Here is an 18,510-nt window from a genome sequence, read left to right on the forward strand (position 1 = left end):
GGTCCATATCGATTACGCCTAGATCATGGTCAGCGCTATCAGAAAGGACGCACCTCATGGTTGAACATGCTGCCCTGTGGCTGCCCGCCAGTCGTCGTGGGCTGATTGTGGGTCCTGCGCCCGCTGTTGCGCCGGGCCCGGGCGAGATCGTCATTCGCGCCCATGCGGTCGCGGTCAATCCGTTCGATCGCTACATCCAGACAATGGGCGACCTGATAACGTCCTATCTGACCTACCCCGCTGTGCCGGGTACCGATGTGGCTGGCGAGGTTCTCGCTATTGGCGCAGGCGTGACGCGCTTCGCCCAGGGGGATCGCGTAGTCGGGCAGGCCGCAGGTCTTGAGAAAAGCCGCAACCGGGCTGCCGAAGGGGCTTTTCAGGAAAAGGTCCTGCTGCTCGCGCATATGACCGCGCCCATACCGGCGCACCTCTCCTATGAACAGGCGGCCGTCCTTCCTCTGGGGCTGTCCACAGCAGCATGTGGCATGTACCAGAAGGACTTCCTTGGCCTCGCTGCACCGCAGATCAACCCGGTCCCGACCGGAGAGACCCTACTCGTCTGGGGTGGTTCAACCAGCGTCGGCAGCAACGCCATACAGCTTGCCCGTGCATCGGGTTATGAGGTCATCACCACATGCAGCCCTCATAATTTCGGCTATGTCCGGTCGCTCGGTGCAAGCGAGGCGTTCGATTATAACAGCCCTGACGTCAAACGCGCGATTATCGGGGCGTTGCGTGGGCGAAAGATGGTTGGTGCCATCGCAATCGGCAAGGGATCGGCCAAGGCCTGTATGGATATCCTTGCCCAGAGCACAGGTCGCCGCTTCGTGGCTCAGGCCACACCGCCTACATCGTTCGACAGTGTTCCCGCCGGAAAGGGACGGTGGCGCAAACTGGTGCCTTCCGTCGCCAGAATGATCATGGGCAATCTTGCCCTGACGCTACGATCCTACCGCCTTGGGGCTGCCACCAGGATGATCTGGGCCGGCTCTCTGATCCACAACGACGTCGGGCCGATGATTTACGAGACTTACCTGCCCAAAGCGCTCGCACAGGATGCTTATAAAGCCATGCCGCCCGCCCATGTTGTCGGGCATGGTCTTGGCCACGTTCCAGAAGCCATGGAACAACAGCGCCGTGGTGTCTCTGCGCGCAAGCTCGTGGTGACCTTGTGAGAAAGCGCCCGGATATCGCTCGACCGAAAGACGGTTTTACTCTCCTGAAAGCCGCAAACCAGGTCCATACGGCCAACAGGACGAGAGAAACCTTCTCATAATACCACCCCCTCGCTGGCCGGAGAGACATGACCCGGAATGGGCGCAGGCGGAGGCAGGAGATCCTCTGCGGCTGCGCTGCCTGGTGGAGGACAGGCTGGAACTCTGCCGAGATCGCGTCCCTCTTCCCTGCAATCATGAAGTTTCAGAGAAACCCTGCGTCAAAGTCTTTCACAAACGTCAACGCTGACAGAGATTGGAAGCATCCTGCTGCAAAGGCTTCCTGATCGATGCTTCACTTTGCTCCTTCCTCCACGGGATCGCTGATCATGCTCGCGATCTGCTTCCTGCTTGTCTGTATCTTCGAATTTGCCAATGGCTTTCATGATACGGCCAACGCGGTTGCAACGGTGATCTACACCAACTCGCTCAAGCCCCGTGTGGCTGTTATCTGGTCGGGGCTCATGAACCTGCTGGGTGTGCTGCTGGGCGGCATTGCCGTGGCGTATGCGCTGGTCGAACTGCTCCCGCCCGATGTGCTGACACCCCCCAATGGTAACCCGGCGGTGCCGATGCTGGTGGCGCTTTTCGGCACGGCACTGGCCTGGAATCTCTGCACCTGGTGGTTCGGGATTCCAAACTCATCCTCGCATTGCACGATCGGGGCGCTGATCGGCATCGCCATCGGGGATTCATTTCTGCATGCGCGTGATCTGGGTCATAGCGTGGATTGGGGGCAGATCTGGAAGGTCCTGCGTGCGCTTGCCATCTCGCCTCTGCTTGGTTTCTTTCTGGCCGGACTGCTCTATCTGCTCATTCGCTTCGCTGTGCGGATGCCAGCCCTTTTCACTCCCCCAAAACCCGATGAGAGCCCAAACCCGATTGTCCGGGCACTGCTGATCCTGACCTGCACTTCCGTCAGCTTCTCGCATGGCAGCAACGATGGACAAAAGAGCATCGGGCTTATCATGCTGACAATCATCGGCCTGATGCCCGCCAGTTACGCCATGAACCCGGATCACCCGACCGATCGCGCGGCTCTGGCCCAGATGGCGCAGGAGGCAAGGCCCCTGATCGCCCAATATGACCGCTACAGCTTCAAGCCGGACGCACTGGCCTCCATCGACCGCCTGAAGATGGTTACCACACCCGCAACACCGGCCCAGATCCGCGGCGACGTCTATGAAATTCTCTCGGGACTGCGGGATGTGAGTGCCAATCCGGCCTCCTCGTCGCAGGAGAAACAGACGAGCACCCGGCTTGCCAAGGCGCTTCGCCCGACTGTCGAATATGCACCCTACTGGGTCCGTGTGCTCAGCGCCCTGTGTCTTGGTGTCGGCACGATGGTGGGGTACCGCCGCATCGTCAAGACGCTGGGAGAGGGCATAGGCAAGCAGCATCTGACCCCCGCACAGGGGGCTGCCTCGGAACTTGTCGGCGCTGGCCTCATTGCCTCAGCGGGCTATACCGGATTGCCGGTTTCAACCACGCATATCATCACGTCAGGTGTAGCAGGTACGATGGTTGCCGCCGGATCGGGCATCAATATGCGTATGCTCGCGAAAATCGCCCTGGCATGGCTGCTGACCCTGCCCGTCACAATCACGGTTTCGGCCTGCGCCTTTTACCTTTTGAACTGACTGCGTGACCAGGTACCGGCCCGAATGGGATCAGGGCACAAACAGCGTGAATTGCTCCCATCCGTCTGGCACAAGACGATCGCAGCAGACACGCCCATCGGGCAAGGCGCACAGGAAGCGCCCGGTGGCATGATTTTTCAGGGCGACCCTGTCATGTGCAATGCGCTGGTAGCGAAAGAAGACAACCGCACCCTGCTGCGTGTTCTGTTCCACTGACAGACAATCCCCGTCGACGTCGTCAGGGCTGCCCAGCCGTGATCGTCCAGACTGACGAGCACCTTCTCGATACGCGCTCCGCCGCCGGATCCATGCCGCAGCAACCCTGTCTGCCGGTCAATCTGAAGGCAGGTGTCATGAGCCGTACGCAAGACGCGATCAGGCATGCGGTCAACCCTGATCGGGGGATCCTCATCTTTTATCTGAGCCCATGCACCTTGCTGCACCAGATCGCAGAAATGGCGCGCGACCCTTGGGGGATCGGTGAGGCGGTAGATTGCAGGCTCTCCAATGACGAATTTTTCCGTCCTGATACCGGGGGTCTGGGCATAGGCCATCCTGGCACGATTGACCTTGTCCATGAGCACGTAGTTGGAAGACACCAGCCCATCGCAGCACAGGGCAACTCCGATGGGTCGAGCGCAGAAAATGCTGTTGTGAAAAGCCGACCCGACAAATCCTGCTGTCGGACGATGGGATGAGAACAGCCCGATCTGCTGCCTGATCGACAAGGCCTCCGGTGAGATCACCATAAAGCCTGCATGGTGAAGCCGGGTCGCAACCTCATCTTCGCCCAGGATGATACGCATCTGGCTCTGGAACCCCAAGCGTGTGAGGTAGAGCGGAGCCGAGTCCGTCATCTTCTTGCCATAGCGTTCCCCAAGGTCATTGCAGAACCGCGCCAGCGCATGATGGGCAAAATGATTTTCTTCAAAAGCCGAACCGGCAACGATGACCGCAGTCAGGCGCGTGGGCCGGTCGAACACGACAAAATCATCGCGGCACAAACCGAGGAGGTCGAAAAGCTCCCTTATCCACGTAAAAGAAAAGAGCTCATCAAGAGATCTTTCGGCATGGACCAAGATCCTCAACCCTTGGTAGCTCTGCCGCCCAACCCAGTAACGCGGCAGGGTTTCAGTGAGGAAATGACCAAAATGATTGGTGATATTGCCGCCATAAAAATAGAGCAGGTCGGGTGCGGTGGGGAAGGCCGATGAGGGGCTGACACAGCAGCTCTGACTTTGCCCCAAACTGGCATTGGGCCAGCCACGGCGCGGACCAGCGGTCTGGATCAAACGTCCGTAGGGATCATAAAGTCCGAATTCGGCATCGTAATGCCCCGGGATACGGGGGATATAAAGGGCGTCAAAGCGGGTTTCGACCGGAGGATCCCGGTCGAACACCTTCAATCCCGCATCCATACAAACTGCATTTTCGTACATACGAAAACTATATTTATAAGAATTCTATCATCAAGGACGTTTATTGAAAAAACTTGATCTTATACAATCCAAGCAAAGGAATTATCCATCTTATATTTTTCACCGTGATCACACGTTGCCTGGCCTATCAGCTGCAATGACGAGCCCATCCCCCTCTCGTCTGCTGTAACAAAAATAATCGCTCTCCCTGATTCAGATTCACCAACTTGTGAGCATCACTTGCGTTCGGGATGGCGCGAAGTCGATGCGGGAGGGTAGCGCGATGATGGCATCATTCTGGGGTGGTGGAAAACGCAAGGCATGCGTTGGCTGCAGCGACGGCACGGGCTTTGATGTCCCTATCACCATGGCTTTCCAGCCAATCGTCGATCTCTCAACACGGCAGATCTTCGCTTATGAGGCATTGGTTCGTGGAAAGAATGGCGCCAGTGCGCAGGAAATCCTCTCACGCGTCACGCCTGAAAACCGCTATGCCTTCGACCAGACATGCCGGGTGACGGCCATCACTCTCGCTTCAGAACTCGGACTGGTTGAGCAGGGTGCGCTCCTCTCCATCAACTTCCTGCCCAATGCTGTCTATGATCCGACGACCTGTATCGGCGCGACGCTTGAAGCGGCGGAGCGCGTCAGTTTTCCAACCGATCGCATCCTGTTCGAGTTCTGCGAGAACGAAACGCTGGATACAGAGCATCTTCTGCACATTCTCCAGACCTATGATCGCATGGGCTTCAAGACAGCCATTGACGATTTTGGTGCTGGCTATGCCGGATTGAGCCTGCTTTCGCGCTTCCAGCCGGACTACGTGAAGCTCGATATGGGCCTGTCACGTTCCATCGATACCACCCCGGTCAAGCAGGTCATGATGCGCCATACCATCGCCATGCTGGAAGGGCTCAACGTCACGCCAATCTGCGAGGGTGTCGAAACCCCTGAGGAAGCCAAAGTCCTGTCGGATCTCGGTATTTCGCTTCAACAAGGCTATATCTACGCCAAACCGGCCCTGGCTGAGTTGCCGATGCTGCACTGAAAAGGCGCGAGGTGCATCCTGTGAGATGTCATCCGTGTTGCCCTACTCACATAGGGCGTTTCTGTTTTTCTTCATTCTGACTGCCGACCTGCCATAGCCTTGCAATCGGCACCGGCAGCGCGCCCCCGCACTTGAGTAGGATAAGGTGGGCCTGGATCACTATCTGCGTGATCCGAAAATCGTTATCAGTCTTCCGCCAGAAAGCCCTTTTTTCTATGCCCACACAATGCGACCCGAAGAACGGGGCCGTTGATCACCAAAACTTATCCAGCGCTGATCATCGTCAGCTATGGGCATTGATGCGGGTATGGACGTTTTACGCTTCAGACGGAGGATGGTGGGCCATTGTCTGCAACTGGCCCGGAAACAGCGGGAAATTGCCCATCCCAGCCGCCAATGAGATGCGTCTCACCCGGCGTTTATTTTTCCGCAGTATCATGGTGCCGGGTGAGGGATTTGAACCCCCGACCTTCGGTTTACAAAACCTGTTCGTTTTTCCAACAAGTCATTGATATAATTACGATAACACCTGAGACTTGCGATGACTTATCCGGCTTTCTATCCGGGTAGGTGCCACGGTTCTATAACCGGCCCATATACCAAGATGGCGAAAGACCCCCAGATCGAGGATCTTTCGCATCGCCATGGCTACTCGATAAAGCCGACCTCAAATTTCGCCTTGCCGGCAAGCGACTGCAGGTTGCTGTTTTCCGGGTAGGACTTCATGAGCGGAAAGAATACCGAGCCACCGATGATACTACGGCCGTCAGCGTCTTTAGGACGCAAGCCCCAAACATCCTGATACGTCATCGGCACAGTTTGACCGTTCACGGTCGTATTCCCGATATACATCATGATGTGGCCCGGAATGTGAATGAGCGTGGTGAACGGCTTGCCGTTTTTAACGAGATAATCGAGCCGCGTTTCGACATCAGCCTTGCCCAGATCGACGGTGCGGCTTGTCGCCTGGATCTGTGCCAGCGAGTTGCGCGGCATGAGGATGCCAAAGGGTATGAGCAGGCTACGCAGCTCCGCCGAGCAGTCGTTGTAGAAGTTATAATTGCCCCAACCATAGGGACGGTTGACGAGCGAGCGCACCAGCATTGCGAGATTGGTGCGATTCATCGCTAGCGGCATTGGCGCGAAGGCTTGATCCTGGTCTGCGTACCAGGCGATCTGCGCATGTCCCGTGGCATCGCTCACTGGGATAGCCACCTCGGTCACGCCAGATTTGGCACTCCTGAACGGCAGAATCGTACCGATGCGGACCGTGAAATGAAAAACGTTATCGTCAAAGATCGAAACGGGCTGGCGGGTCGCTGCACCGAGATGCTCTGACGCCATTTTGACCCAGCTATTCACGAACGGCTCACGTGCCTGAGCGATATCCTCATAATGCACCCAGCCTGTGACATCCGGCGAGACAACATATCTCCAGCGATGATCGCGACTGACGGTCAGTGTGTAGACAGGTGTGCCAGGCCGCACAGACGACATCTGAAGATTATCGAACGGATAGCCCTCGCCTGCCTTGCGCGGGTCGTTATAGGCGGGATCATCAGTAGGGAGCACCCGCACGAGGGTTTCCCGCAGAGCGATACCGCGATTGGCAGCGTGATAGCCGTTATCGATGTCTACCGCGGCGTTATCGCGCACCGCATTTTTCCACGCGTCATCGTGAGTTCTGAAATTCTGCCCCCAGGACTGACGCGCCGCACCCAGATAAGCATTAATGCCCCAGTCGCGCGTGCTCTCCACGCCGGCTGCGAGCAGCTTGCCCACAAAGACAGGATTCCAAGGGGAATGACCGTCATCACCCATACCGAAATATTGTGATTTCAGCGCCGCGAAATAACGCTGCTGGGTTGCTGCGTCGATAATGGTCGCAGTCGGGTCTGCGCCGGCCAGGATCCATTGATCGACCGACTGCGAGTAGTTTGTAAGAGGGAAAACGGATTTGGTTGGGTCGATATAGTCTGGGCTCAACCTCGCCGTGTCCTGGGGTGAACGATCCGGCCCGCTCTGACAGGCAGCGAGGACGAGAGGTATAATAAGGAAAGACGAACGTAATATATGGGTTGAAACTCTATTTCTCACGGCGTTTCCTTTTATTCATGAAGAATATAGTTTGACTATATATGAAAATTAAAAAATGTAACTCACGATATTTTTATCATTGATACCGCCCATTCCTTTAATACGTGCACATCTACGGCACACTCTCACGCCACGCTATGCAGCCGCTCAGGCATCAGCTTTTCCAGTCTGGCAAGGCCCTTGGCAGTAATACGCACCTGCTCTGTCACCTTTTCCGAGCCGTCGGGACGGGTAACGGTGGTGATCTTGTGGTCCAGATCGCCGTTAGACGTGTGGGCCTGATAGCCCAGCCAGTGATCGGCGCCGGGGCGGCGGTAGATCCAGCCATTATGCGCCAGCCAGTCGAACAGGGCCTTGGGGCGCATATGCAGGTTCTTGGCGGCAGCGGTGATGCACAGACTGCCCTCGGCATTCACCAGCCGATCGTACACCTCCGCTTTGGGCAATGTTTCCGCCAGCGCGGCTTTCTGCCGAGCCACCGTGGCCTGCAACACGACCAGAGCGCGGGCGGCGAGGGCCTCGGGCGTTTCCTCCGGGGCAGCCGTCATGTAGCCGCCGGTCTTGCGTATGGCGGGTAGGACTTCCTCGAACACCCAGCGCTCGAAGCGTTCGGCCTCGGGGCGCTTGCTGCGCACGATCAGCCGCAGCACATCCGGCTCTGACAGAACGCGGACATCCTGTGTCCGTCCGAGTGCGTCGACGATGGGGTGGTGTTTCGCCACCCCACGGCAATGTTGCTTCATCGCGTTGGTTGGATCGGCATAGCCCAGCCGCTCGGCCACATCCCTGCCGACAAAGAACGGCTCGCCGCCGATCGTCACCACGCGGATTTCCCTGCCCTCGAAGCTGAGGGGGATAAGCATCTCATTCATACGGCATTCCTTTGTGCGAAGAAGGTGGCGTCTTGGATGAAACTGAGGAGGAGACGGATTTCCGGGCTGCGCTCGTCCACCTCGAACGCATGGAAGTAGGAGGGGAGATACAGCTGTATGAGGCATGCTTTGGCCCCGAGCCCCGCAGGCGTGACGGCCCGAATCTCGGCCAGATTATCCAGCTGACTGTCGAACTCGTCCATGAGAGCGAGGTATTCCTCATCGGAAGACTTGTGCGTTCGGTCATTCATGACCCGATGCGTTTCGATAGCTCGAGCTATATGCCCCCGTAGCGTGGCATCGGCATCGCCTAGTGCCTGCGCGGCCGGTATGAAGGCGGCGATTGAGCCGACAAGTGGCACAACAGCAAGTTGAGAGAGAACAGCACGTCGAGACGTGCTAGAGGAGGCATCAGCCTGTGGCATGGGGTGTGATCCCTGCTGGAGGTTAGGCCGGACGAAAAGCACCACCTTTTCGTCCGGCTGATACGTATCTACCGTATCATATAACCACGCGTCAACGTAATTGACGTACGAACCGTAGCTATCGTATCTCAAGAACTATGGAACGAAAGCCGACACGATTTGAACTCCGTCTCCCCGCTGATCTTGGGGATGAGATCGATCATTGGCGGCGTGCTCAGCCGGATTTGCCGAATAGAGCAGAGGCGGCCCGAAGGCTGATTATCCTCGGATTGAGATCTGAACAGAACGAAGCCTAAGAACCTCTTCGGCTGTCATCTGCATTCGCGGCGTGTCTCCCGTTCATCCCGATGCAGTTCACCAGACGATAGACAATCAACCATCTCGATCCTGTAGCAGGGCGTGGCCAGAATCGAGCGATTACCGCGCAAAGTGAGACGAGAAACGTCCCAACCATTGTCATATCGGCCGAGATCTCGGCTGGAATGAATGGAAGAATGGACGCGTAAAGGCTTTGCCAGTCCAATGTCATGGCAGTGTGTCCTCATATTCGATTGTAGGAAAAAAGAGAGACGGTCAGTCAGACCGTAACCGGCACACCCGCAGCAGGGCGGCCCTGATAAACAGAAAGCTCGATACGGCGGCGGCGCTGAAGGCCAGGCAGCACGATAAGGCAGCCATTCACCGTGGCTTTGTCCCAGCGTAAAAGCTGTTGTCCCGCCGCCGCGTAGAGCCCCCTGTTCAGAAGCTAGACAAGCGTAGAGCTACGCATGGCGGCACTGCCCACATTGAACTGCCACGACAGGAGAGCCCCCTCCTGCCACGGAGCCAGCGAAACATGCACCACTTCGAGCAGTGTCTGGCGCAGCCCGGCCAGCGTTTTGCCTGCAAGATCGAGCGCCTCGGTTTCTGTAACGGGTTTCGTGACAGCCGTGACGGGTGAGCCATCACCGAGGAAGCGATTGCCAATCCCGATGGTCCAATACCCGGCCGGGCAGAGATAGGGCGCAAGACGCAGCCCCTCGATATCCTCCCGACGCAGAAGCGCCAGAGCGATTTCCAATGAAGCGATCATCGATCATGTCTCCAGAACGAAAAAAGCCGCCCGGGTTGGGGCGGCTTGGGTCAAGATCATCGTCGGCTGTTGCGGTCAGCCGAACATATTCAGGTCGATATCAGGGATACCAGAGCGCATTCATTGCACTGGTTCAGGCGCGTGCTGCGCTGGTGCGTTTGCAGCGCCCCCTTGAATTCTCGACCGAGCCGACGCGAAAGGCCCCGTTGGGCTTCTCTCAGGGGCGAAATGCTGCAAGCCAACAGGTTGATCCATCCCGACGTATACGGCCTCGATACCGCCACGGGCGTGATAGGTTTCATGCCAAAAACCCGCACCCACCGTCATCTCTCGTATACGGCGCCACCAGTCGGCATGCGGTTCGCTGCGCGTAAAACGCTCGAGCGCATCCATATCGCGCCAGTATTGACGAAAGCCGATATGCGTCAAACTGAACCTCAGGCCCTCGTCAGCAAGCAGGCCATCTGGGCGATCACGAGCGATTTGCGCCAACCCCTGCCCGATCCGTCGCATGGCAAGCAGGCTGCGCCAGCTCCGCATCCGAAAACCGAGCATGATCATCACGAGATCGGGATACGCAGAAAGGTCGACGGATTGGCGGTTGATTGCGGCTTGCATGATGCAGCTCCATGGAGTTTACAATGTAAGCGTATTGAATTTGGTGTACATTGTAAACATGAATGATTCCGTTTCCAGCGATCTGCGGACACGCCTTGTCGCCGCAGCTTTGGCGTCTCTCGAGCGAGGAGAAGCGGTGGGGCTACGCGCCGTTGCTCGCGAAGCAGGTGTGTCAGCCATGGCGCCCTACCGACATTTTCGAGACAAAGAGGCTCTTCTGGCCGCTGTAGCCGTGCATGGTTTCGAGATGCTTCGCGAAGTATTGCTGTCCGCAGACCAGCAGCCGGATGCCCAAAGGGCCCTGCTTGCACAGGGCGAGGCCTATGTCGCTTTTGCCCGGAATCAGCCTAAGCTTTTTCGCCTGATGTTTGCCGGACATGATGGCGGGCCACCACCTGTTGAAGACAATGCATATGGCGTCATGGTCCGGCGGGTCCAGCAAGTCGCACCTGATAACCTGGAGGCCGCGACACTCGCGTGCTGGGCCGCTGTTCACGGCCTCGCCACACTGGCTCTCGATGGAGGATTATCAGATGCTGGATCATCCTGCGAACGTGCGGCCATTATGCTGGTGATCAGAGGCCTGCATAGAGATGGCGCTACTGAGTGAGGAGGAACGGGAAGCGTAACGACCGACCGCTCCCGCCTCATTTGCGACGAACGAAGCATCAAGTCTGTGACCCGGAAGCGGACGCAGGTTAAAAGGATGATGCGTGGGCGGATTATCGCTTTGACTCTGTCGCTCGTCTGTTAATGTTCGCCCTCCATCGAATATCTTAAATCAGAGCTTCAACCCACAGCAAATAATCGGATACAGATAACACTCAGAACAATATTTCGAACAAGTATTTTCTCAATCAACTACCATACGTTAGCATATCACTATGTTTTTTGGTCATAAATTTTAACATTGGTCTTGGATAAAAAGGAAAGCACATGATTCATATCCCAGGTATTAGTGCGATATTTGGTCCAATATGGAATAGGCTTCAAAAAAAGCTCTTCCTCAAAACATTTTTATGGTCTCAAGATAGATATAATGACTGGAGGATAATGGGAAAATATTGGAAAAATATAAATGAAATGATTGAGTATGACTTCAGGGTAGAAAATGAAATTTTCTGCCAAGATCCTTTGCCATTCAACAAAATCATTTTCCGGAAAAACAAGTTTTTCTCTGCAGATTATTTTTCCATTTTAATAGAATCCAAATCAGGACATATAAAGTTTCAAGAGCATATTGAAATAAAAAATATGGATGACTCTATATATTATTTCTCTCTTCCGAACATTCCTTTGATGTGGATTGATATTCACGAAGACGCATACTGCACCCAAAGGATTGATAGCATCACAGTAATAATCTCGGAGGCCAAATATAAAGAAGAATCAGTTGCAAAAAATGTAAAAGGCCCAACCCATCATCCGTCTAGTATAGATATATTGAATGATAAGTGGGTAAAAAAATGGGAGAAATGGTGGAACCATCGCGCCATCGAAGAATGTAAACGCAACATAAAATTATATATTAAGCATAAATTCGTAACAAATTATGAAATATATCACGAGAATGCAAAGAAAATGAATAATATTAAGAGAAATATATTATTGCTGCGCGGGGTGGTAATTTTCTACATAGCAAATCATATGTTATCTCCAATATTCTGGATTTCTGTTTGGCTGGGAAAGAGAGATTTTTTGGACAGGCTTGAGTAGTCACAAATAGGAAAAGCCATCTGCGTCACCTATGCCCGGGGCAGGCTCATCACCGTTTAGCAGTTTTCGCCATGCTGGCCTCGGTCTTTTGCGCATACCGCTGTAGATAATCAGCAAAACTGTCCAAGCAAACAAATGTCCGTTTCCCCCTATCTTCCGCTTGAATCCGGACCTTCCGTTCCCCCCACCCCATTTCGGCCTAACGGACCACCACCGAATCAACTCGACGAAGGGCCTCTCGCAGCAGTCCATTCTGCTCTCGCAATTCCTCGATCAGCTCGAGATTGACCTTCTCCCTTGCCTCAAGATTATCCACGCGGGCATTCAGCCGGTCGATCTCCTCCTGCTGCGACGCAATCGTGGCCTTCGAACTCGACGCGCCGAAGCCGATCAGCCAGCGGATGGTGAAAAGCAGCCCGCCGATTACCGCGACCCACCAGGGCTGCGGGGTAAGGTTCTCAGGCATTGCCCATTCTCCCCAGCGCAGCCCGGATATTGAGCAGGGCAAGTGCGCCATAGGCTGCGATCGCAGGCACAAGCGCGCTCGGGGCGATCAGTCCGAAAGCGATGAATGCCCAGGCCGTGAAAGCCGCAATCGCCGAGGCGCGACGCAGGGCGGGATGATTGCACACCGCCCCCACGATCTGCGCACCGCCCGTCAGCCAGGCGAGCAGGGCATAGACAAGCGTTGGATGATCGGCGCGGGGCAGGATGGCGAGAAGCTGCCCTATGCCAGGCCATGTCACATCCGTCCGCGGTAGCGCCAGAAGCAGACAGGCCCAAAGGGCAAGTGCCGCACCCAGGCAGAACTCCTGCATCCGCATGGTGTTATCCTCCTGTTCGTTCAGACCGAAAGCCATGTGAGGGCGGCATCGGACAGGGCCGGCGTGAAAGTGAAATCCTGACGACTCTTGTTCAGCGTCACGATCGTGATCACCGCCCGGACCGTTTCACCCTGATTGAGATTAACGGCCATAGCGTTGACGATAATGGGCACAGGTCCATTGCGGTCGACGCGCAGGCGCCTTTGCTCCGCCGTGTAAGGCGCGGCCGATCCATCCGACCTCAGACGGTACAGGCTGCAGACGATCTGCAGGAACCCCCAGTCGGTCGTCGTAACGCCGCCCCAGTCCTTGAGCTGGATTATGCCCGCAAACTCCGCTTTCATCGTGATGCCGCTGACCCGGATATCCTGGCTGAAAAAATCCCGGCGCTGATCGTCCAGTTCGGCACCGGGGATCGATACGCGCCCCTGCGTGGCAGGCGGGGTTATGGCTTCAACGGGAATGTCGGAATAGACATAGACCAGCCCAGTGAAGTTGAGCCGATCCTGACGGTCGAACGTGTTGCCCAGCACCTGATCGCGCGAGATCGTGGCAGGCTGGCCGTGCGTCAGTCGGCCAATGCCCCATTCGGCCTTCGTGCCGTCATCGGCGAAGTAGTAAACCTCGCCATCCTCAAATACGCCGCTCCAGCCGCGTCGACCGGGGGGCGCTCCGCTCAGGGCAAAGGGGCCTGTGCCGGGGTTGTTGGACCGCTCGAGCACGAACGGGGCGAATTTCGGCATCAGAGACGCTCCTTGATGGTCATCGATGTTGCCAGCCGATCGGCAGCGCCTGCCGGGCAGGTGATGTCGCCCGGTGTGAGGCGCCCGAAGATCATCGCGCTGTTGCGATCGGCGGCAGAGAGATCGGGCACAAACAGGATGTTTCGCCCGGTCGCTGCCGTGCTTTCGATGCTGCGGATCATCGTCAGCTCGGCGATGCCCAGAGACTGGTGATCGATCGCGATTGCGCGTTGGCGATAGCGCAGGGTCGGATATTCCACCCCCGAGAGGCTGGTGGCTTCGTCGATTGTGGCCTGCTGGCTCTCATTGCCCTGCCAGCTCATATTGCGCTCGGGCTGCCAGAGCGGCCCGAGATAGGCGAGCGGGAAAGACAGGAAGCCGTCAGGGTTGCCCTGATCGCTGATTGATATATCGAGCTGCGTGATTGTCTGGTCGTTCGGAAACACGACGAGGAACTGGCCCGAGACGGTTTGCGTCTGCTGGCCGCCCGAGGCGTAAACGACACCCGCCCCATTACGGGCGACAAGGGAGTATCGCGCCCCCGCCGTGAGATTGGTGCGGTGAAACGAAAAGCCCCGGCACAGGATGGGCCGGGGCAGATGCGCGATGAGATAGGCTTCCTTTCCCGGCACGCGCCAGGCGGTCGAAGGTGCCCCCTGATCGTTTTGCAGATTGCTCAGGGGCAGCTCCGCCACCTGGGCATTGCCCTCCAGCCGCGCCTCCATGAGCGCGTTCTCTGCGCCGAACGCGCAGGTCCAGGCCTCGGCCATGGCCGTATCTCCCTGTATTCAAAGAGTAGAGTTATTTGTGGATAATTCAGCGCATAATCAGCCGATATATACATAAGTATATATGTATATTTTCGATCAAACGCGTTATGCAGGACTCGTCTTTTCGGTCCATTCTTTTGGAACAATACATCTTTCTAGTCGAACGAAAGAACGCATCTCTCCTGGGAGGATATCCATGCGCAGTAAAATAGAAAACCTCATCGACGATATAAAATATGCATTTCCAGCCTATGTTAATGTAATGTGTAAGATATTTTCCATGTATTTCTAATGAAGATATATATTATATATTCATAATAAAATCAATTCGTCATATTTGTATATATTATGTTCAGATTAATCCCGATTACTGATCATGATATCTGATATATGCCGCTACACCGCCGGAAGGTTCGCTTCTTTCGACCTGGCCTAGCATATGCGGGTTTATGGGAACGCTCTCGAAGACCCGAACTATCGTGCCCGCTCATCAATGCGGCGTAAGGCAAAAGGTGGCCCAGCCGCTGCCATCTCGTTAAAAACGGTGGGCCACCTTGCCTGCGACAATGCAACGGGGAGGGAGGAGACGCTCTCACCCGAACCACCAGAAAGAAAACGCTGCTTTCCCGGTCACACCATCGAAGCTTGGGAAGCATCTGACTAACCTCAGGGTTGGTCAGTCAGATGCTCAATTAGCGTTCATGCATCACGCCATGCACACCCTAACCTAAACCCCGCGCATATGTAACGGCAAAATAACGATTCGAATAACCGAATATCACCCTCCCCGAAAAAGATATCAGACCAATACGGTCAGGGTTATGCTTGCCTCGGCAGAGCGGATCTGCTCGCCAATCACGAGCCCGGTCACGCCCCCTCGCAAACCCGGCGCTGGCAGATCGAGCCGCAGCGCCTGACCGAGATCGATGCCCCTCGCGACGGAGCGCGGCAGCGTTACGGCCCAAAGATGGCGCTCCGTCCCCCAGAGATCGCCATGGCTATTGGCCGCGTTCTGGGCATCGTCCTCGTCGAGAAGTACGGTCGGGATCACCGGCAGATCGCCAGGCTGGCGATAGCGCAGCTTGATGCTAGGCAGGTACCAAGTCGCTACCCGGTCTTCCTGCAGCACATAACTCTGCCGCCCGGCCGTGATGCGCGGATGCAGCGCGTTGCCACCCTGCTGCACAGTCTGGTTGTGTGCGTAGCCGATCCGCCACCGATAGGGAGGTGGTGCCAGGCCGCTATCGAGCGCAAGCCCCGACAGAGCCGTGACCTGGTCTGCCGTCAGCACCCGTGTGGGCGTGCCGCCGGATATTTGCAGGCGCAAGGGCGTGAGCGTACCCTCGTGGCTGGGGACCAGACGGATGCCGAGCCCCGAAAGCCAGGTATTGACGATCTGACGCCCCGTGACTGCCTGGCTCCCGTCCCAATACCACCCCGCCTGACGTGAATCGTCCCATGATCCGGCAAGCCATTGCGCGGGCATGGTCAGATCCTCGATCAGCATCTGGCGCAGGAGCGGCAACACGGTGCGCGGCGCTGCCCCCGAAGGAAAATCGCCTGTGGCATCCACCGTGATCGCATAGACGGGCTTCGTGCCGAGACGGATGAACAACCCGCCCGAACTGCTTTGCATCTGCCAGGTGCCCGGCACTGGTGCGGCCCCGTAGAGATCGCCTACGGCCCCGGCATAAGCGATGCCCCCGGCAAACCCGCCCTCATAAAGGGCCGTGACCACACCCGGCCCGTCGCTGATCTGGTAAACAAGATTGACGGCATCGATCAGCACCGGGGTCAGATTGAGCGCGGTACCACGCAGGCGAGGCATCGAACGGCCCTTAACGTTGGCATCCCCGCCAAAGCGCCCCGAACCGGCATAGGAGCCAACCGGCATGATAACCTCATCAAGCCAGCCGGAGACCTCACGCAGCGGAATCTGCACGTTCAGCCGGTCGGGTTGCCACGAACTGCCCAGGCCCGTGAAGATGGGCATGAGAGCTGCGCTCACCGGGTCGAGATCGATCTGACGCACCGAATCCCGCGATTTGAAACCGGTCTGGATACGCACCGGCATCCGGTCGATCACGCGCTCGCGAATCAGCGCGTCGAAACGTCCGTCTGGATTGGCGATGGTAATCGCCCCCCAGCTTTCGCGCACCGAGGGTGAGGCTGGCGACAGATCGAGCCTGCGATCGATCGCGAAGGCATCGGTCAGCAAAGGCGGATAGGGCCGACTTGCCTCATCAACATATCCTGCATCTGACAGGCGCAGGGTGTCGATGATGCTGATACGGAACGGCAGCTGCGTGATCGTGCCTGCCGCCGCTGTACCCAGACCACGGACGAAGGTGACATCCACCACGCGCTCCATGTCGATTTCGACAAGATGGAACAGAACGCCGCTCATGCTGCCTTGCCTTGTGCCTGGTGGCGCTGCTCGGCCAGCTGCTTGTTTGCCGTATCAAGCAGACGCTGCAGCAATTCCGCCAGGGTCTGATTGTTGCTCGCCAGCATGGCCTTGAGCGCCGATTCAGTGATCGTGTTCGGTCTGATGGTCCCGATCGACTGCAGCAGCTGCTGCACGCGGGTATAGTCCGAGACGAAATCACGCCCTGACCCATTATAGCTCTGGCTTTGCGCCAGAAAGGTCTCGGACGCGCTGCGCAGCGATTGCAGGGCCTCATAGTCGCCACGCTGGGCTTGCGCGGCGATACTGGTGAAGTTGTCATTCGCCGCACGATATTGCGCTTCCGCCGAGAGCGGTGAATAGCCCGAGAGGTTCAGCCCCTTGGCAAAGTCGAGCAGGTTGCTGATGACCGAGGCCGCCGAGCCTTCCGCCTGGTCGCGTTGCTGCTTGGCCTGTTCAGCCGCCCGCTCCGCTTCCTTCCTGGCGGCATCTGCAGCCTGTTTCGCCACCTCCGCTGCCTTGTCTGCATACTCCTTCTGAATGGCCAGACGCTCGGCCCCCAGCGTCTTTTCCAGATCCGATGCCTGTTGCAGGTAGGTCTGGTTCGAACTGTAGGCATCCCCCAGGAAATCGCGCCAGCTATCGGCAAGCTGGCGTTTCTGTTGGGTGGCAGACAGATCGAAACTCATGAGCGCCGCGCCCTGGTCATCGCCGGTCGCGGTGAGATACCGCACCCGGAAGGCTTGGGCGCTTTCGGCCAGGCTTTGCATGTTCTTCGCATAGCCCTGCTCGTAGAGCGTGCCGAATTTGTCATTGAGCGCGTTGCCGTCCAGCCCGTAGCTGCTCGCCTGCGTTGCGGCAGCCTCATAGGTTTTCTTGAGCGCCTCCATCTGCTCGACCCAGCTTTGCTGCCCGTTCACCGTCGCTTTCATGAGATTGGGCATGGTGTTGGACACAAACTCGGTGATGGTCGCAACCTGCGATTGCAGATCGCTTGTCGCGAGTGTCTTGCCGTTGAGCATGGTATCCAGCGCCGTGCGCAGATCGCCCGTGGCCTCGGTAAAGCCCGAGACGGTCACGGTGCCGTCACTGTTGAATTTCGACACCGCCACACCCAGCGCATCCACCGTGTCGGCCATGCTTTTGAGCTGTGTTACCGCGCTTTGGAATGAGGCCACGCTGTCGAAACTCGCGGGCATCCCCTGCGACAGCGCCTGGCTGAATGTGGCGCTGTCATCGCTGCGCAGCTGCAGCTTGCCCAGCAAATCGGTCAGGCTGACAGAACGTTGCGACGGATCCTTGTTGTTCGGGTCATCGCGTACCGTGCCGAGATAGAGATTTTCAGCCTTCAGCCCGAGGCTTTTCATGGTGGCGTTGACGCTGGCCATATCGGCTTTGAGTTGCGCCGTGATGGTGTCGGTCTGCTTCTGGTTCCAGCTTTGCCCCATGCTCAGCTGGTCGCCTTCCATCACCACCTGGTCGATCGTGTAGGGGTTTTTCTTGTGCCCAAACAGGCCGCCCAAGAGGCCGCCGAGGCCGCCGCCGGCAATGCCGCCGATCAGCGTACCCACGCCGGGGATGATCGACCCAAGGCCTGCACCCAAAGCCGCGCCCACGCCTGAACCGATCATGCCATACGTCCCGCC

At 57.0% G+C, this 18,510-nt stretch carries 16 protein-coding genes and 1 pseudogene; 5 read left to right on the forward strand and 12 right to left on the reverse strand.

Features of this window, described 5'->3' with window-relative positions; genetic code table 11:
* Positions 1-56: 56 nt before the first annotated feature.
* Positions 57-1,175: a zinc-binding alcohol dehydrogenase family protein gene (locus P792_RS25800; RefSeq protein WP_023978212.1), complete on the forward strand. Its 1,119-nt coding sequence runs from the start codon at positions 57-59 to the stop codon at positions 1,173-1,175.
* A gap of 329 nt (positions 1,176-1,504) precedes the next feature.
* On the forward strand, positions 1,505-2,854 hold the full coding sequence (locus tag P792_RS25805; RefSeq protein ID WP_023978213.1) for an inorganic phosphate transporter: 1,350 nt from the start codon (positions 1,505-1,507) through the stop codon (positions 2,852-2,854).
* A 137-nt stretch (positions 2,855-2,991) separates the two neighbouring features.
* Here P792_RS25805 and P792_RS25810 read toward each other — a convergent pair whose 3' ends face one another.
* Positions 2,992-4,254, reverse strand: a complete 1,263-nt coding sequence (locus P792_RS25810; RefSeq protein ID WP_235075424.1) for a DUF563 domain-containing protein — start codon at positions 4,252-4,254, stop codon at positions 2,992-2,994.
* A gap of 301 nt (positions 4,255-4,555) precedes the next feature.
* Here P792_RS25810 and P792_RS25815 point away from each other — a divergent pair, with 301 nt between their 5' ends.
* Complete coding sequence (locus P792_RS25815) at positions 4,556-5,320, forward strand: EAL domain-containing protein (RefSeq protein WP_023978215.1); 765 nt, start codon at positions 4,556-4,558, stop codon at positions 5,318-5,320.
* 648 nt (positions 5,321-5,968) lie between these two features.
* On the opposite strand, the gene P792_RS25820 is transcribed toward P792_RS25815, so the two are convergent.
* From P792_RS25820 to P792_RS25840, 5 genes are all read right to left on the reverse strand, one after another.
* Positions 5,969-7,306, reverse strand: coding sequence for an SH3 domain-containing protein (locus P792_RS25820; protein WP_023978216.1), 1,338 nt, complete (start codon positions 7,304-7,306; stop codon positions 5,969-5,971).
* A 236-nt stretch (positions 7,307-7,542) separates the two neighbouring features.
* Complete coding sequence (locus P792_RS25825; RefSeq protein ID WP_023978217.1) at positions 7,543-8,289, reverse strand: phage antirepressor KilAC domain-containing protein; 747 nt, start codon at positions 8,287-8,289, stop codon at positions 7,543-7,545.
* A complete protein-coding gene (locus P792_RS25830) occupies positions 8,286-8,714 on the reverse strand; it encodes a hypothetical protein (protein ID WP_152530167.1) in 429 nt (142 codons plus the stop codon). Before P792_RS25830 ends, P792_RS25825 begins: the two co-directional genes overlap by 4 nt.
* A 745-nt stretch (positions 8,715-9,459) precedes the next feature.
* The gene (locus P792_RS25835; RefSeq protein WP_023978219.1) at positions 9,460-9,786 is read right to left on the reverse strand and encodes a lysozyme; all 327 of its coding nucleotides are present in this window, start codon (positions 9,784-9,786) and stop codon (positions 9,460-9,462) included.
* Positions 9,787-9,906: 120 nt separating this feature from the next.
* Positions 9,907-10,404 (reverse strand): phenylacetaldoxime dehydratase family protein, encoded by a 498-nt coding sequence (locus tag P792_RS25840; RefSeq protein ID WP_023978220.1) that lies wholly within the window; start codon positions 10,402-10,404, stop codon positions 9,907-9,909.
* On the opposite strand from P792_RS25840, the gene P792_RS0118445 reads away from it, so the two are divergent.
* Together P792_RS0118445 and P792_RS25845 are read left to right on the forward strand one after the other, a co-directional pair.
* Positions 10,403-11,014, forward strand: coding sequence for a TetR/AcrR family transcriptional regulator (locus P792_RS0118445; RefSeq protein ID WP_023978221.1), 612 nt, complete (start codon positions 10,403-10,405; stop codon positions 11,012-11,014). The genes P792_RS25840 and P792_RS0118445 overlap by 2 nt on opposite strands.
* A 326-nt stretch (positions 11,015-11,340) precedes the next feature.
* Entirely contained in the window at positions 11,341-12,120 is a 780-nt protein-coding gene (locus P792_RS25845; protein WP_023978222.1) for a hypothetical protein, read from the forward strand.
* 199 nt (positions 12,121-12,319) lie between these two features.
* Here P792_RS25845 and P792_RS25850 read toward each other — a convergent pair whose 3' ends face one another.
* The 6 genes and pseudogenes from P792_RS25850 to P792_RS25875 form a co-directional block, all read right to left on the reverse strand.
* Positions 12,320-12,586, reverse strand: coding sequence for a hypothetical protein (locus P792_RS25850; RefSeq protein ID WP_023978223.1), 267 nt, complete (start codon positions 12,584-12,586; stop codon positions 12,320-12,322).
* Positions 12,579-12,980: a hypothetical protein gene (locus P792_RS25855; RefSeq protein WP_152530168.1), complete on the reverse strand. Its 402-nt coding sequence runs from the start codon at positions 12,978-12,980 to the stop codon at positions 12,579-12,581. Before P792_RS25855 ends, P792_RS25850 begins: the two co-directional genes overlap by 8 nt.
* Positions 12,965-13,687, reverse strand: coding sequence for a hypothetical protein (locus P792_RS35925; RefSeq protein ID WP_023978225.1), 723 nt, complete (start codon positions 13,685-13,687; stop codon positions 12,965-12,967). The genes P792_RS25855 and P792_RS35925 overlap by 16 nt, the downstream gene beginning before the upstream one ends.
* Positions 13,687-14,457, reverse strand: a complete 771-nt coding sequence (locus P792_RS25865; protein ID WP_023978226.1) for a hypothetical protein — start codon at positions 14,455-14,457, stop codon at positions 13,687-13,689. The genes P792_RS35925 and P792_RS25865 overlap by 1 nt, the downstream gene beginning before the upstream one ends.
* 799 nt (positions 14,458-15,256) lie before the next feature.
* Positions 15,257-16,864, reverse strand: a complete 1,608-nt coding sequence (locus P792_RS25870) for a hypothetical protein (protein WP_023978227.1) — start codon at positions 16,862-16,864, stop codon at positions 15,257-15,259.
* Positions 16,861-18,510, reverse strand: a pseudogene (locus P792_RS25875) (phage tail protein); the annotation flags it as partial. The pseudogene P792_RS25875 and the gene P792_RS25870, both read right to left, overlap by 4 nt.

Origin of the sequence: Asaia sp. SF2.1, from assembly GCF_000505765.1 — a bacterium.
Lineage (GTDB): Bacteria > Pseudomonadota > Alphaproteobacteria > Acetobacterales > Acetobacteraceae > Asaia > Asaia bogorensis.